Origin of the sequence: Streptomyces sp. NPDC087215 (genome assembly GCF_044744885.1) — a bacterium.
In the GTDB taxonomy this organism is placed as follows: domain Bacteria; phylum Actinomycetota; class Actinomycetes; order Streptomycetales; family Streptomycetaceae; genus Streptomyces.
The window spans coordinates 302,462-317,018 of record NZ_JBIUZD010000006.1; the positions used below are offsets into that span (position 1 = coordinate 302,462).

Here is a 14,557-nt window from a genome sequence, read left to right on the forward strand (position 1 = left end):
CCGTCACGAGTCCGGCTCCGCCGCGACGAGGACCGCGATCACCACCGGGTCCGCCGTGCCCTTGAGCCGGGTCGCCAGGACCGCGACGCGCAGCCCTCCCGAGGCGAACACCGTCCAGTCCTCGACGGTGCGCGGTGTCAGGGACAGCGGGGCGTGCGTGGTCCGACCGGCCTTCTGCAGGCATTCCAGGGCGCTCCACACGGCGGTGGCCGCGGTGTCGTAGCTGTCCCCGGTCTCCTTGGCGGCCGTCGCGGCCAGCGGCGCGTGATCGCCGAGCAGCCCCTCCCACTCGGCTGTCGGCCGGGCCACGACGCGTTCGATGTCGCAGCCCACGGCGGCGGCGTCGGCCACCGCGCACAGCGTCCATCCGGCGGCGTGCGAGGCGGACACGGCCAGGCCCCCGGGAAGCTCGGGCCGCCCGTCCGGCCGGTAGGTGACGACGGCGGGCGCGCCCAGCGCACGGCTCGCGGCCCGCGCCGTCGCCGAACGCCGGTCCGAGCCCTCCGCCGACGCCCCGCCCGGTTCCTGCCCCCCGTCCGGTTCCAGGGCGACGGCCGCCCGCCGCCCGGTCAGCTCCTCGACGGTTCGTTCCAGGTGGGACGCGAGCAGGGGCGCGGCCCACGGGCCGCCGCCGACGCCCTTGCGCACCGCCGTCAGACGCAGCCCCTCCCACCGTTCCACGACGCGGCCGTCCGGGGCGCAGGCGGCGACGTCGTACACGTACGTGTCGCCCTCGCGTTCCCGCTCGACCGCCGAGTAGCGGACCTCCTCGGGGACTCCGGGGCCGGCGGCGAGCGGGTACAGCCGCTCGATGCCCGACGGCAGCAGGGTGGCGTCCGGCACGCACACCTGGTTGCCGTGCATCAGCGCGTCCCGCATCCCCGGATCGGCCAGCAGCAGCCCGCCCGGGAGGTAGGGCGCGAACCAGTCCGTCGCCTCGGCGACCGACAGGTCCGCGTCCACGTGCCGCGCCGAGACGCGGTGGAAGCGGCGCAGCCGCCGGAAGCGGTCGCCCTGGAAGAGCACCTCGCCGTAGAGGTCGGCCGCCGGGTCCAGCGGCACGTCCCCGAGGCCCGGCCCGCACGGTGCGGGCGGCCCTTCGGGCACCGGTGCGCCGGAGAAGACCAGCCGTGCCCCGAAGTGCTCGGCGACGAAGCCGGACTCCTCGGCGCGCAGGGCGACCTCCACCGTGTCCGGGCCCGTGACGGTGGCGGCGATCCGCACCCGCGCCGTGCCGTCGGGGGGCACCACCACCGGTCTCGGGAACCGTACGTCCTCCAGGACCGGGACACCGCCCCACCCGGTGGCCGCGGCCGCCACCTGGCACATCGCCTCCATGCCGATCACGGCGGGGAGCAGCAGGTTGCCGTCGAGGAGGTGGTCGCCGAGGTAGGGGTCGGTGCCCACGTTCAGCTCGGCCTCCGTGACGAGTTCGACACCGTGGTAGCGGACCAGGGGTGCGGTGGTGAACCGGTGCAGGGGCAGCGGTGGCCGCTCCCGGCGCAGCGTGTCGATCTCCCCCGTACGGCCGGTGACGACGGCGACCGGCGGGGCGTCCGGATCCGCGATCAGGCGCAGCAGCACCTCCACGCCCTGGTCCGGGGAGATCGGGGTGATGCCCTCGCGGGCCAGGGACTCGACGACGGACAGCTTCTCGCCCATGCCGACGCCGGACCACACCGACCACTCCACGCAGCGCACACGGCAGTGCGGCGACGCGTCGGCGAACCGCTCGGCGAGATCGGTGAGCCGTTCGTTGGCGGTGGCGTAGTGCGCCTCACCGCGCAGTCCGGTACGGCCGATCACGCTGCCGAAGCAGACCAGCAGTTTCAGGGCGCTCGGGTCGACCGCCGCGAGGACGGCATGCAGCCCGTCGACCTTCGGCCCGAGGGTACGGTCGAAGTCGGCCATGGTCAGGTCGGTCAGTGCGGCCGGTTCGTTGCGACCGGCGCCGTGCAGCACCGCCGTGACGGAGCCGAGTGCGGCGGTGAGCTCGGCGACCGCCGCGCGGACCCGCTCCGGGTCCGTGACGTCCGCGCGGGCGTACCGCACGCGCACGCCCCGGTCGGCCATCCGCCGCAGGTTCGCGGCGAGGCCGGTGTCCAGGGCGGGATCGGAGCGGCCCACGACCGCCACGGCGGCCCCGCTCCGGGCGGCCACTTCCAGCGCGCACTCGGCGGTGATCCCCTTGCCGCCTCCGGTCACCAGGAGGACGTCGGAGGAGTCCAGCACCTCGTCGGTGCGCTCGCCGCGTACCGGCAGCGCGCGCAGTACGGGTGTCCTGCGGGTCCCGGCCGCGTCGTAGCGCGCCTCCGTGAACCGGACGGTCGCCGCCACCTCGGCGACGACCCGGTCGACGACGCCGTCCCCGGCCGGGGTGTCCACGACGGTCGTCCGCAGCTGAGGGGCCTCCAGATGAAGGGACTTGGCGAGACCGGCCGCGCCGAGTCCTTCCTGGACCAGGACGAACCGTCGCCCGGTGCCCGCGAGGGCCCCGCGCGCGCCGTCGAGGACCAGTGCCAGCCGGTCACGGGGGCATCGCGGCGGAAGGCACACGAGGACTCCGGGCCCCACCCGGGCGCTCTCCAGCGCGCGCCGCAGCGCCCCGGCGAACGGGTGGGCGTCCTCCGCGAACAACTCCCATGCCCCGTCCTCGGGTTCGGACCGGGCCGATGGCGGGGGCTCCTCCTCCAGGTCCACGGAGAAGGCCCGTACCCACGGGGCCGCGCCGAGGACGGCGGGCGTCGTGACCGTACCGTCTTCCGGGTGGGTGAGCGCCAACGACTCCAGGGCTTCGCCGAGTTCGGCCAGGGTGGCGGTGGCGAAGTTGGCCGGGGCGTGGGCCGTGGCCAGACCGAGGCGGGTGGCCGCCTGGTTGACGATCTGTCCCACGGTGATGGAGCTCATGTGCAGGTCGTCCAGGAGGCTGCAGTCGTCCCGCACCAGGTCCACGGGGAGTTCGGCCCGCTCCGCCACCAGCTCGCGCAGCACCTCCAGGGCCGACTTCGCGGCCTCCCGCCGCTCGCCGCCCTCCGGTTCAGCGCCCCCGGCCGTCTCGTCACCGGTCGCGCGCGCGTCCCCGCCGACGGACGGATCCTCGCTCCCGGACGACCGCACGGGGCTGTCCTGCCGGGCGGCCCACGGTCCCGGAGACGAGAGCGCCGAGAGCGCCGACAGCCCGTCCGGCGCGACGTTCTCGCAGGGGCTCGCCAGGAAGTCGAACTGGGCGTCGAGGTCCAGGGGCCGGGTGAGCCGGTCCGCGAACAGCCGCTCGTGCATCAGCGGAGCGCCGATCACGTACGCGGCTCCGACGACCCGGAGCAGACCGCGCAGGGACTCCTCGTCCGTGTCCAGCGCCACGGACGGCACGCCGGTCGCCCCGGTGGCGAGCGTGGAGAGCACCTGGCCGGGACCGACCTCGACGAACAGGTCGACGTCCCGGGCCGCCGTCTCCACCGCCGGGGCGAAGAGCACCGGATCGGTGATCTGCCGGTGCAGCAGCTTGCACACGTCGGTGTCCTCGGCCAGTTCCCGCCCGGTCACGGTGGACAGCACCCTGCCCCGTACCGGCCCGAACCGGGTGTCGGCCAGCCAGCCCCCGAACACGTCGGCGGCGGGTGCGACCAGCGGGGAGTGGAAGGCGTGGGACACGGCGAGCCGCGTACCTCCGACGCCCGCTCGGGCCGCCCGCTCCAGCAGGGCGAGCACGGCGTCGTCCCGTCCGGCGACGACCGTCCGCCGGGGGCCGTTGTACCCGGCGACGACCACGTCGAGGCCGTCCGTCAGCCCCCGTACCCGCTCGGGGTCCGCCGACAGGGAGGCCATCGCGCCGCCCGGCTCGGCGTGCGCGGCCATGGCCGCGCCGCGCACCCGGGCCGCCTCCGAGAGGCGCGCCTCGTCGAGGGCTCCCGCCCAGTGCAGGGCGGAGAGTTCCCCCAGGCTGTGTCCGAGCGACACCTCGGCCTCCACGCCGAGCCAGTCGAGGACGCGCAGTCCGGCGGCGGTCGCGGTGACGATCCTCGGCTGGGCCACGTCGGTCGCCACCGGGTCGCCGTCGGTGGGCAGCCCGGCCCGCTCGTAGACGTCGGCGGCCTGGGCGAAGCGGCGTCGGAGCGCACCGCCGTCGGTGCCCCGGCCGGACCCCTGGCCGGGGAAGAGGAAGCCGATGCGCCCGCCCTCGTCTCCCGCGCGTCCGGCGAACGCCCGGTCGTCGATCGAGACCAGCGGGCCCTCGTCCCGCTCCAGGGCGTCGGTCAGCTGTCGCAGCCGTCGTTCCGCGTCGTCCGGGGAGGACACCACCACGGCGGCGCGCCAGGGCAGTTCCCGCAGGTCGCGCTGGAGCGTGTGGGCGAGGTCGGCGAGTTGGGCGTAGGAGAGCCGGGGTGCGAGAGCGGCCACCCGCGTCAGGCGGTCCCGCAGCGCGGCCGGTGAGTCGCCGTCCAGGAGCAGCAGTTCGCAGTCCTGGAGGGAACCGGCCAGGGCGAGGTGGCGTCGGCTGGGCGGCCGGTGGCGCGGGGGCGTCTCCTTGTCGAGTACGACATGGGTGTTGATGCCGCCGAAGCCCATCGCGGTGATCCCGGCGCGCAGCGGCATGTCCCGCGGCCAGGGCTCGGCGGTGCGCAGTGTGCGCAGTCTCGCTCCGGGGCCGCTGAGTGCTTCGTGCGGTTCGACGCAGCCGATGGTGGGGGGCAGCAGGCTCGTGTCGACGGCCATCACGGCCTTGATGAGGCCGGCGATCCCGGCGGCGGCCTTGGTGTGTCCGATCATCGCCTTGACCGAGCCGATGGCGGCCGTCGGGGCGGCGGGGTCGGCCGCCGCGCGGGCCTCGGTGAGCGCGCCGAGTTCGTTGGCGTCGCCCACCGGGGTGCCGGTGCCGTGTCCCTCGAAGAACGGCACCGTCTCGATCCCGAACCCGGCCCGCTCGTAGGCCCGTGCCAGGGCGAGCCGGTAGCCGCCCGGCTCGGGGCGGGTGATGCTCCCCTGTCCGTCCGAGGAGATGCCCCAGCCCGCGATCGTCGTGTAGACGCGCAGGCCGGCCGCGCGCGCGTCCTCCTCGCGCATCAGCACGACCATGCCGCAGCCCTCGCCGGGCCAGAACCCGTTGGATCCTCGGTCGTACACGCGCATCTCGGACCGGGCGAGGGCGCCGGTCTTGGCGAATCCGATGATCTCGAACGGGTCGATGGACAGGTCGACACCACCGGCGACCGCGACGTCGAGGTCTCCGTTGAGCAGTGAGCCCGCCGCGGTGGTGACCGAGAGCAGTGAGGAGGAGCAGGCGCCGTCGACGCTGTAGCCGCCGCCGCCCAGTCCGAAGTGGTTGCAGATGCGGCCCGCGATGGTGTTCGACAGGGCGCCCGCGAGCGAGTCCTCGTCGATCGCGGGGAACGGCTGCTTGTAGGACTTCTCCACGCCGTCGAGGAACGCGGCGAGCCGGTCGTCGTCCCAGCCCTGGTCGCGCAGCGCCGCCGCGAGCACCCGGCGGACGTACGGCCAGCGCAGTCGCATTCCGGCCGCGCGGGTGAACTCGCCGGTGAGGGTGTTGCCGACGACGACACCGGTACGGGCTCGCGGCAGTCCGCCGCCCTCGGGGAAACCGGCGTCGGCCAGTGCGCGGGCGGCGGTCTCCAGGGCGAGCCAGTGTGTGAGGTCGGTGGAGCGGTAGGTGCTGCCGGAGATCCGGTGCGCGACGCGGTCGAAGGCGTAGCCCTCCAGTACGGCGGCCGTACGCGCGTAGAACCGGTCGGGGGCGGCCGGGTCGGGGTCCCAGTAGTCCTCCAGGCGCATCCGTACGTCGGGGATGCGGCGGAAGGCACGTCGGCCGGCGACCGCGTTCTCCCACAGTTCGCGGGGGCTCGCCGCGTCGGGGAAGCGGCAGGCCATGCCGACGATCGCCACGCGGGTCATGCCGCCACCGGTTCCTTCCCGGTCTCGGAGGAGGCGTCCCTGGCACTGGTGGCCGGTGTCCGCGCCGGGCCCGCCGTCTCCTCTGCGGCACGCAGGTGCACCAGCCAGAGGTAGCAGCCTCGGACCAGGCAGACCACGGCGGTGGCGAAGAACAGGCCGTACGCGATGCCCGCGGCGGTGAGGACGCCGTAGGTGAGGGCGACCCCGCCGCCGAAGGCGAACTGGGCGACGGGCCGGGACGGCGTGGTGCCGGGGTCCGTGACCATGTAGTTCGTGAACAGGACGAAGGCGACGCCGGTCATCATGCCCAGGGCCGGCGGGATCGCGGTGTCGAAGAGCACCCCCCGCAGCACGCCCTGGAGCACGAAGACGCTCAGCAGCCCCCCGATCAGCCACATCCGCCCGGTGAGCTTGGCGTTGATCAGGGTGCCCAGGACGACGATCACCGCGGGGATGATCCAGTCGACGGGGCCGTCGACGTACTCCGTGAACTGGTACGGAGGGGCGATGCTGGCCCAGGGGAACAGCAGCAGCACGACCGCGATGCCGAAGTTCGACGGGTTCATGAAGTGGCGCTGCCTGCCCCGTACCGGTGCGCGCAGGACCCATTTGGTGGCGACCGCGACGACGACCCCGAAGACCATCACCCACAGCCGGTCGTTCACGTAGAGCAGCATGTTGACGGCGAGCGCGGTGATGTGGCTGGGGTAGAGGAACTCCAGGACGCCTTTCGCTCCGCCCCCGGCGTAGCGCGGTCCGCGTCCCTCGACCCGGGCCCCGACGTACTCCAGGACCGTTTCGACGGCGTAGCCGACGGCGACCGCGATGAAGGGCCACAGCCAGGGCTGTTCGAATCCGAGCAGGGTGTATCCGGCGATGTTGAGGATCGTGATCGAGATGGCGAACCGGCGCAGCGCCGTGACGATCTTCGGGTCGTGCCGTCGGGGTGCGAGGGGGGCCTCGGTCATCTCCGTCACTTCTCCTTGACGTCGGAGGAAAGCTCCAGCGCGTGCCGGCCGGGGGCCAGCCTCAGGTCCTTCTCGTGGGTCTGGCCGGAGCGGTCACGCCACTTCAGCCGTACCTGTACGGGCGTGTCGCCCTGCTCGCCGAGACCGATGTGCACCTCGTGGCTGCGCTTGCCGGAGTGTCCGCCGCCCCCGTCGACCCGGCTGATCCGGCGGGTGCCGTCGGCCAGGGTCACGGTCACCTGGGCGTCGACGACCGGTGATCCGGAGGGGTGGGTCAGTTTCAGGCCCAGGAAGTCGCCGGTGGCGGGGCTGTCGTTCTGGTAGAAGGCCGGCTCGCCCCACTGCCGTGCCACCGCCAGGTCGAGCCTGCCGTCGCCGTTCGCGTCCCCGACGGCCAGGCCGCGGGTGGGGATGGGCACGGCCAGGCCGAGCCGGTCCGACAGGTTCGCGTAACTCCCGTCCGGGGTCCTGGCGAAGAACCGCATGGTCTGGTCACCGGCCAGGTCGTCGCCCTTCCTGACGTGGGGCCACCAGCCGGGGTCGGCGACCAGCCCGTCGTTGGCGGTGGCCAGTTCCTGCAGCTGGGCCCATCGGTTGTTGCGGCCCTTGACGAAGCCGGTGGCCTGGGTGATCTCCAGTCGGCTGTCGTTGTCGAAGTCGCCCATCTTCACGTCCCAGCCCCAGCCCGACCAGGCGAGCCCGAGGGGAGCGCTGCGGTCCACGTACGGCGCCTCGCCCCTGCTCATCCGGGCGCGCACGTCGTCCACGCCGTCGGCGGTGCTCAGGAAGGCGAAGTTGCTCTCCTGCAGGCCGAACGAGGTGGTGATGTTGGAGACGAACATGTCGAAGAGACCGTCCTGGTCGAGGTCCCCGAAGTCGATCCCCATGCCCTTGAAGGAACTGGCCCCGACGCGCTTGGACTTGGGCACCAGCGGGCTGTGCGCGCCCTTCACCTCGGCGAACTTGATCTCGCCGGGCTTCGACCTGTTGTGCAGCATCCGAGAGGTCCCGAAGTCGTGGGCGACGTACAGCTCGGGCAGGTGGTCGCCGTCGAGGTCGGTGGCGGCGGCGCCCAGTGTCCATCCGACGCGCATGTCGTGGGGCATGACGTTCTCGGCCTGCACGAATCCCTTCGGGGTCCATCGCAGGATGTGGTCCTCGCCGCCGTTGAGGGCGTTGGACAGCGAGTCGTTCATGACCACTCCGCCCCGCACGGAGGGGTCGAGGACGGGACTGTCCGGGAAGTAGTTGCCGATGAAGACGTCCTCGTGGCCGTCGCCGTCGAAGTCCGCGACGGTCACCGCGTTGCTGTGCCACCGGGGGCCGGTGTAGCGCGCCTGCCCGACCCCGGCGACCAGCTCGACGGGCTCGAAGGAGGCGGCGGTCATGGTGTCCTGGCCGGTCCTGGCCTGGAAGACGACCGGTGTGCGCCCCCAGTAGTAGACGAGGAGGTCGATGCGCCCGTCCTCGTTGAAGTCACCGGCGACACAGCCCATCGGGGCCATCTTGTCGTCCATGGGGAGCGGGGCGGGGTCGAGGGCGAACGGCGCGTAGCGGCCGCCCCGTTCGTCGGGCACGGGGGTCATGACGACCTGGTCGATCCGGGGGTCCGTGACGCACAGGTCGTTGGGGAGGCCGTCGCCGTCGACGTCGTTCATCGCGATTCCGGCGCCCACCGAGGAGATCCACGCCTCGATGTGCTGGTAGTCCTTGTTGACCCGGCGGATCTCCTGCTGGTCGAAACCGGCGGGCATGGCGATGGTCTTCGGGGTGAACGCGAAGGAGTTCGCCAGTTCGGCCGTCTGCGCGGCGGACGGTGACGCCGGGCGGACCACCACGTAGGTGACCGCCATGAGCAGGACGGCGATGATTCCCGGGAGCTTGGGGTAGAGCCTGGATCGCGTGGTCGTCACGGGGTCAACGCCCTCCTTCGGAAACGAGTGCTCCGGCTATGCTCTGCCGCCATGTCTCGTACGCGGGCGTGTCCGCGCGGTCGGGCGCGGTCGGCCGCAGTTCCCGGCAGACGCGGGCCGCGCCCTGCGGGTCCAGGCCGCACAGCACCTCGGTGGCGAGTTCGGTGTGCTCCACCGTCAGACCGGCCCGCTCCCGCGCCTCCGCGGCGAACGCCGAACCCTGCAGGAGCTGCGGTCGGTACTCCCCCGCGCTCTCCCGCAGACGGGTGAGCTCGTCCGCGTCGGCCCCGCCCGCGTAGGTCGCGGCCAGGCCCACCCCGCCGAACAGGTCGCCCCGCCGGGCCGGGGGGAAGGCCCCGACCAGGGCGAGGACCGCGTCGACGTCGGTGCCGCCGACGAACCACAGCGCCCGGCCGATCCCCTGGTCCACCGCGCGGTGCGCGTAGGAGGCCGGGTCGCGCGGCCACGCCAGTCTCGGGTCGCGGTACTGCCGGTGGACATAGCGGTCGGTGTGGAAGTACGCCTGGTGGAAGCCGTATCCGTCGAGGACGAGCCACCTCAGGAGCGGGTCCGCGCCCGTCGTGTCCGGGCGCAGCATCCGGGGCAGCCGTGCCATGGCCCAGCCGAGCCCCACGTAGGCCATGTACGCGTGGGCGGCGCCGCGTCCGGCCAGCAGCCCGCTCAGGCGTTGCCCCTTGCTGCCGGGCAGCGCGTCCAGGACGGAGCAGGCCATGGCGGCGCCCTCATAGGCGAACCCCCGGAACTGCGGTGGAATGCGCTCCAGTCGGGACTCGGCGGTGTGCTGGTCCGGCGCCTCGACGAACTGCCCGTATCCTTCGAGGAAAGTGTGCCCGATGGTTTCGAGCAGTTCCTGTGCCGTCGCGTTCTTCCTGTGGAATCCGCGTACTTCCAGACTGGTGCTGGAGGACGCGGGGGTCAGTATGCGGCGCCGGAGCGCACGTAATCCAGCCGTCACCGTGCGGTATCCCCTCGTCAAGTGATTCGGGTTGTACTGCAAAGCCATGCCGAATGTACCGGGAGCTTCCGGGCCGTTGTCCACTCGAAATGTGCGCTCCCCCATTCCGGTTCCGTTCGACGGGTCTCGGGAACGTGATTCCGGTGCCGGGCGCGGGCGTGAATGGGTCGCGCGCCGTCCACTGCGGCCTGCCCCCTTCCGGTAGGGTTCCGACTGCTGGGAAGGCACGGCGAAGGCGAGGCCCGGAAATGAACGTTCCTGCGATTGTGTCGAGGGAAGAGTGGTTAGCGGCCCGGAAGGAACTGCTGGTGCGGGAGAAGCAGTTCGACCGGGAACGGGACGCGCTCAGCGCGCGGCGCCGGGCCCTGCCGATGGTCGAGGTCACCGAGCCGTACGTCTTCGAGGGACCGGACGGACCGGCATCCCTCGTCGACCTGTTCGACGGCCGCCGTCAACTCATCGTCTATCACTTCATGCTGGACCCCGACTGGGACGCGGGCTGCACCGGCTGCTCGCTCCTCGCCGACAACGTAGGGCACTTGGCGCACCTGCACGCGGCCCGGACGTCTTTCGCCGTGGTCTCGCGCGCACCGTTCGCGAACATCGCGAAATTCCGTGAACGCATGGGGTGGACCTTTCCCTGGTTCTCCTCCCACGACACGTCGTTCAACTACGACTTCCATGTCACCATGGACGAATCCGTGGCACCCGTCCTCTTCAACTTCCGCACGAAGGAAGAACTGCAGGATGCCGGAATCGGCTCCTGGGCCCTGAGCGGCGAACAACACGGTCTGAGCGTCTTCCTCCGCGAGGGCACCCGCGTTTTCCACACCTACTCGACGTACTCGCGTGGCACCGATCTCCTCAACGGCTCCTTCAATTACCTGGACCTGACCCCTCTGGGGCGCCAGGAGGAGGCCGGGATCATGAACTGGGTCCGTCATCACGACGACTACGGGGACCGCGACGGCCGGAGCGGGGACGACGGCTGCGGCCACTGCGGCACCTGACACGGGCCGGGCCCGGGGGCCGTCGCGGACGCCTCACGCGTCCCCGGCGGCCCCTGGTTCACGACCGGCCCGGACGCAGCCGCAGGAGCTGCCCGTTCGCCTCGCCGAGCGAGGTCGTCCGGTTGGTCAGGTAGATGTCGCCGTTCGGAGCGACGGTGACCCCACCGGGGTGTTCCAGGCCCTCGCGGGCCAGGACCGTACGCTGCCCGTCGTGTTCGACGCGGACCAGCCGCCCGGTCCGGTCGGGCGAGTCGAAGCCCCGCTCGGCCAGTTCGAGCACCAGCATCCGCCCCTGGCGGTCGAAGGCGAGATCGATGACGCCGGTGAACCCGCTCGTCACGACGGTCGGCGTCTTCCCGGGCACGAGGCGCCAGATCCGGGCCTTCCCGATCCGCGTCGGCTCGCCGCCGTACTCACTGATGTAGAAGGCGCCGTCGGGCCCGCGCACGATGGTCGTCGGCACGGCCTCGGACGGGCTGCCGTCGACGATCTGGTCGGGCAGCAGGGCGACCATGCGGACCGCACCGCTGTCGGACACCATGAGGATGTCGTTGCCGCCGGCCTCCGCCACCAGGGTTCCGCCCGGCACGCGTGCGATCCCGTACGCGTTGGCGTTGACGTCCGCCCGGTGCGGGTTGTACCGCTCCTCGAAGGCGAGGAGGTCCCCGACCGGGCGGAGCCTGCCGTGGCGGTCGATGGTGCCGGTCTGCGCGAGACCGCGCGCCGCCGTGCCCAGACCGTCGCGCGTGGACATCTGCCCGCCGAGGCCGAATACCACGGAGACGCGTCCGTGGCTCGCGTCGATGTCGTGCAGTCCGAGCACACTGAACTCGTTGATCACCGAAGGCAGTCCGGTGGCGATCCGTTCGGTCCTGCCGCTGCCCGGGGTGTACGAGGTGATGGCCCCGCTGGCGCCGAAGCAGGCGGGATACCCTCCCACACCGGGCGCGCACGGGGCGGGTCCGCCCCTGCCGGCCTCGGTGACCAGGACGCGCCCGGCACGGGCGTCCCAGGTGAGCCCGCGCGGGGTCACCAGGTTCTCCACGACCACGTCGAGCCGCGTGTCCGACGCGGACGGCGAGGCGGCGGCGGTCATCAGTCCGCAGAGCACGGCGGTGGCGAGCGTGGCGGTGTACAGACGGCGCAGCATCAAAGCCCCCTGGGCGTCATCGTGGAAGGGAACCGGTCGTGAGGCGGGCGGTCCAGGTCTCCCGCCGGGTGTCGTCGGTCACGCCGCGTTCGGCGTAGTTGTCCGAGACGGCGATGCCGGTGAACCCGGCGCCGCGCAGCGCGTTCTCGACCTCGTCACGGGTGAAGCAGCGCTGCGGGTGTCGCTCGACCGACCTCCGGTACAGCTCTCCCTCGGGCACGAACAGCGACACGAGGTACTCGTACGAGGAGGTGTCCGGTTCGTGCCGGGTGTTCCATATGTAGGCGAAGTCACCGAAGTCCTCGCCGAACTCGCCGAGTGCGGCGATGGCTTCGAAGCTCAGCCGGGTGCTCAGGTCGAACAGGAGCAGGCCGCCGGGCCGGAGCGTCCGGGCGAGCTGGTGGAGCGTGGTGGCCAGTGCGCCGTCGCCCGCCAGGTAGTTCGCCCCGTCGAAGCAGATGAGGACCGCGTCGAAGGGGCCCAGGGCCGAGATCCGTTCGTCCGGCAGGGCGAGGCACAGCAGTTCGGTCCCGGGGCCGGTGCGCGCGCGGGCGATGTCCAGCATCTGCTCGGACGCGTCGACCCCGGTGACCTCGTAGCCGTGCTCCTGGAGGGTCCGTATCCCCATGCCGGTGCCGCAGCAGACGTCGAGTACGGTCCGCACCTCGAATCCGGCCTCGTGGAATCGTTTCTCCGTGAAGGCGATCCATTGGTCGTACGGGATGCGGTCCGCGGCCATCCACTGGTCGTAGACCCGGGCGAGCGCGCTGTACGGGGCCCCGTACCCGCTCTCCGCTCCCGGCCGGGGGCTCATTCGGTGTCCCAGGGCCCGGACTGTGCCAGATACCGCCGACCGGAGACCTCGCGGGACGACACCTCCGCGAGCCACTTCCAGAACGGCAGGGTCACGTCCGGGGCGGGCACGGTCGACAGGTCGAAGCCGGGCTCGGCCTCGGCGTAGCCGCGGGTGCGCATCCCGCCCGGGTCGACGGAGGTGACGCCCACACCGGTGTCGGCCAGCTCGGCCGCGATGATGCGCGACGCCTGGTCGAGCGCCGCCTTGCTGGCGCCGTAGATGCCCGCGCACGGGAACACGTCCACGGCCGCCTCGCTGGACACGTTGACCACCAGACCGTCGGTCTCCCGCAGCAGGGGCAGCGCGAGCTGCGCCAGCGCCACGGGGGCGATCACATTGGTGCGGAGCACCTTCTCGAACACGTCCACGGGATGGTCGAGGAGCGGGCGGATGGGGCTGACCCCCATCTGGGAGGCGTTGTTCACCAGCCAGTCGAGGCGGCCGAGTGAGCTCGCCTCCGTGATCAGCCGCGCTCGGTGCGCGGCCTCGCCGACGTCCCCCGCCACCGCGCGGACGACGACGCCCCGGCCGGTGAGCCGCTCGGCGACCGCCGTCAGATCGCTCTCGGTGCGTGCGGTGAGGACGAGGCGCCAGCCGGCATCGCCGAGGAACTCGGCGAGGGTCTCGCCGAGCCCCGTACTCGCGCCGGTGAGCAGAGCGACGCGCGAGGGTCTGAGGGGGTTCGTCATGGAACATCAGCTCCTGTGTCGGCGGGAGGGTGCCCGCTCAGGTGGACAGACGGATTCCGTGTTCGGCGTAGCAGCGGACGAGGGTGAGGGCCTCGCCCCATCCGGGCGCGCGGTCCCCGAACCGGGCGAGCCCGTCCGTGGTCTGCGGCAGCCCGGTCTCCAGCACCGTGAGCCAGGTCCCCTCGGGGTGCCCGGCGGTGGTGAAGGTGACCAGTGAGGGCGGCGAGCCCCAGGTGAAGGCGAAGCGCTCGCCCGGTACGCACTCCGTGACCACCCCTTCGTCGGTGACGTCCCCGCCGTCCTCGCTCGGGCGACGCCAGAGCAGACGCACCGGGCTGCCCACGGACGGCTCGAAGGCCGAGCCGTCCGTGAACCAGGTGTCCCAGCCCGTACCGCTGGACAGGAGGGCGAACACGTCCCCGGGGGCCGCGCGGACCAGGGTGGAGTGCAGGATGTCGGGGACCGGAACGGCGTCCCGGCCGCCGTTCGCTTCGGTGATGCTCACGCCGTGCTCTCTCCTCGGCCCGTTTCGTGGGCTCAGTCGACGGCGGCAGCGGCGTACACCGGCATCAGTTCCATCCAGCGCGCGTCGGAGTCCGCCACACCGGGCTTTCCGGTGAGGTGCGCTTCCAGGTTGTCGGTGTACATGTGCCAGCCCGCCGCGTAGTCGACCGGGTCGGCTTCCGGTCCGAATCCCGTGTGTTCCAGGACCAGCCGGGTGCCGTCGTCCGTGGGCGACAGGGTCAGGGACAGTTCGGAGTCGGTCTCGCCGGTGTAGCGCCAGGTCACCCGCAGCCGCGCGGACGGCTCCCAGGCGAGGACGCGGCAGACGATGGTGTCCCCGTGCGCGCCGCGCCCTTCGAGGACGTACTCCTCCCCGGGTCCCGGCACGCCCAGCAGGACCGGGCCGAACCAGTGGGGCAGCAGCTCCGGTTCGGTCAGGGCCCGCCACACGTCGGCGGGCGGTGCCTCGATGACCCGGTCCAGCCGGGCGGTGCGTGCCGTGCGCGAGGCCGTTCCGAGGGCGCTGAGCGATCCGCTCATCATGAACTCCGCTTCTGTGCGAGGACGGGGGCGGGCGGTGCGCG

At 72.4% G+C, this 14,557-nt stretch carries 10 protein-coding genes; 1 reads left to right on the forward strand and 9 read right to left on the reverse strand.

What is annotated here, in order from left to right; all coding sequences use genetic code 11:
- Positions 1-3 precede the first annotated feature (3 nt).
- The 4 genes from ACIO92_RS18860 to ACIO92_RS18875 all read right to left on the reverse strand — a co-directional run bounded on the left by ACIO92_RS18860 (position 4) and on the right by ACIO92_RS18875 (position 9,764).
- A complete protein-coding gene (locus ACIO92_RS18860; RefSeq protein WP_402281996.1) occupies positions 4-5,907 on the reverse strand; it encodes an SDR family NAD(P)-dependent oxidoreductase in 5,904 nt (1,967 codons plus the stop codon).
- Entirely contained in the window at positions 5,904-6,884 is a 981-nt protein-coding gene (locus ACIO92_RS18865) for an enediyne biosynthesis protein (RefSeq protein ID WP_401237146.1), read from the reverse strand. Before ACIO92_RS18865 ends, ACIO92_RS18860 begins: the two co-directional genes overlap by 4 nt.
- On the reverse strand, positions 6,881-8,728 hold the full coding sequence (locus tag ACIO92_RS18870; protein WP_366444552.1) for a CRTAC1 family protein: 1,848 nt from the start codon (positions 8,726-8,728) through the stop codon (positions 6,881-6,883). The genes ACIO92_RS18865 and ACIO92_RS18870 overlap by 4 nt, the downstream gene beginning before the upstream one ends.
- A 64-nt stretch (positions 8,729-8,792) precedes the next feature.
- Entirely contained in the window at positions 8,793-9,764 is a 972-nt protein-coding gene (locus tag ACIO92_RS18875; RefSeq protein ID WP_401237145.1) for a DUF1702 family protein, read from the reverse strand.
- Positions 9,765-10,012: 248 nt separating this feature from the next.
- On the opposite strand from ACIO92_RS18875, the gene ACIO92_RS18880 reads away from it, so the two are divergent.
- A complete protein-coding gene (locus ACIO92_RS18880; protein WP_402057179.1) occupies positions 10,013-10,774 on the forward strand; it encodes a DUF899 domain-containing protein in 762 nt (253 codons plus the stop codon).
- Between the two features lie 58 nt (positions 10,775-10,832).
- Here ACIO92_RS18880 and ACIO92_RS18885 read toward each other — a convergent pair whose 3' ends face one another.
- From ACIO92_RS18885 to ACIO92_RS18905, 5 genes are read right to left on the reverse strand one after another with little or no spacing between them, the layout of a single operon-like run.
- Positions 10,833-11,924: a ScyD/ScyE family protein gene (locus tag ACIO92_RS18885; RefSeq protein WP_402281993.1), complete on the reverse strand. Its 1,092-nt coding sequence runs from the start codon at positions 11,922-11,924 to the stop codon at positions 10,833-10,835.
- Positions 11,925-11,940: 16 nt separating this feature from the next.
- Positions 11,941-12,738: a methyltransferase domain-containing protein gene (locus tag ACIO92_RS18890; RefSeq protein WP_366444539.1), complete on the reverse strand. Its 798-nt coding sequence runs from the start codon at positions 12,736-12,738 to the stop codon at positions 11,941-11,943.
- Complete coding sequence (locus ACIO92_RS18895) at positions 12,735-13,469, reverse strand: SDR family oxidoreductase (RefSeq protein WP_366444538.1); 735 nt, start codon at positions 13,467-13,469, stop codon at positions 12,735-12,737. Before ACIO92_RS18895 ends, ACIO92_RS18890 begins: the two co-directional genes overlap by 4 nt.
- Before the next feature lie 37 nt (positions 13,470-13,506).
- A complete protein-coding gene (locus tag ACIO92_RS18900; RefSeq protein ID WP_366444537.1) occupies positions 13,507-13,974 on the reverse strand; it encodes an SRPBCC domain-containing protein in 468 nt (155 codons plus the stop codon).
- 32 nt (positions 13,975-14,006) lie between these two features.
- Positions 14,007-14,513: an SRPBCC family protein gene (locus ACIO92_RS18905; protein ID WP_366444536.1), complete on the reverse strand. Its 507-nt coding sequence runs from the start codon at positions 14,511-14,513 to the stop codon at positions 14,007-14,009.
- Between the last annotated feature and the right edge of the window lie 44 nt (positions 14,514-14,557).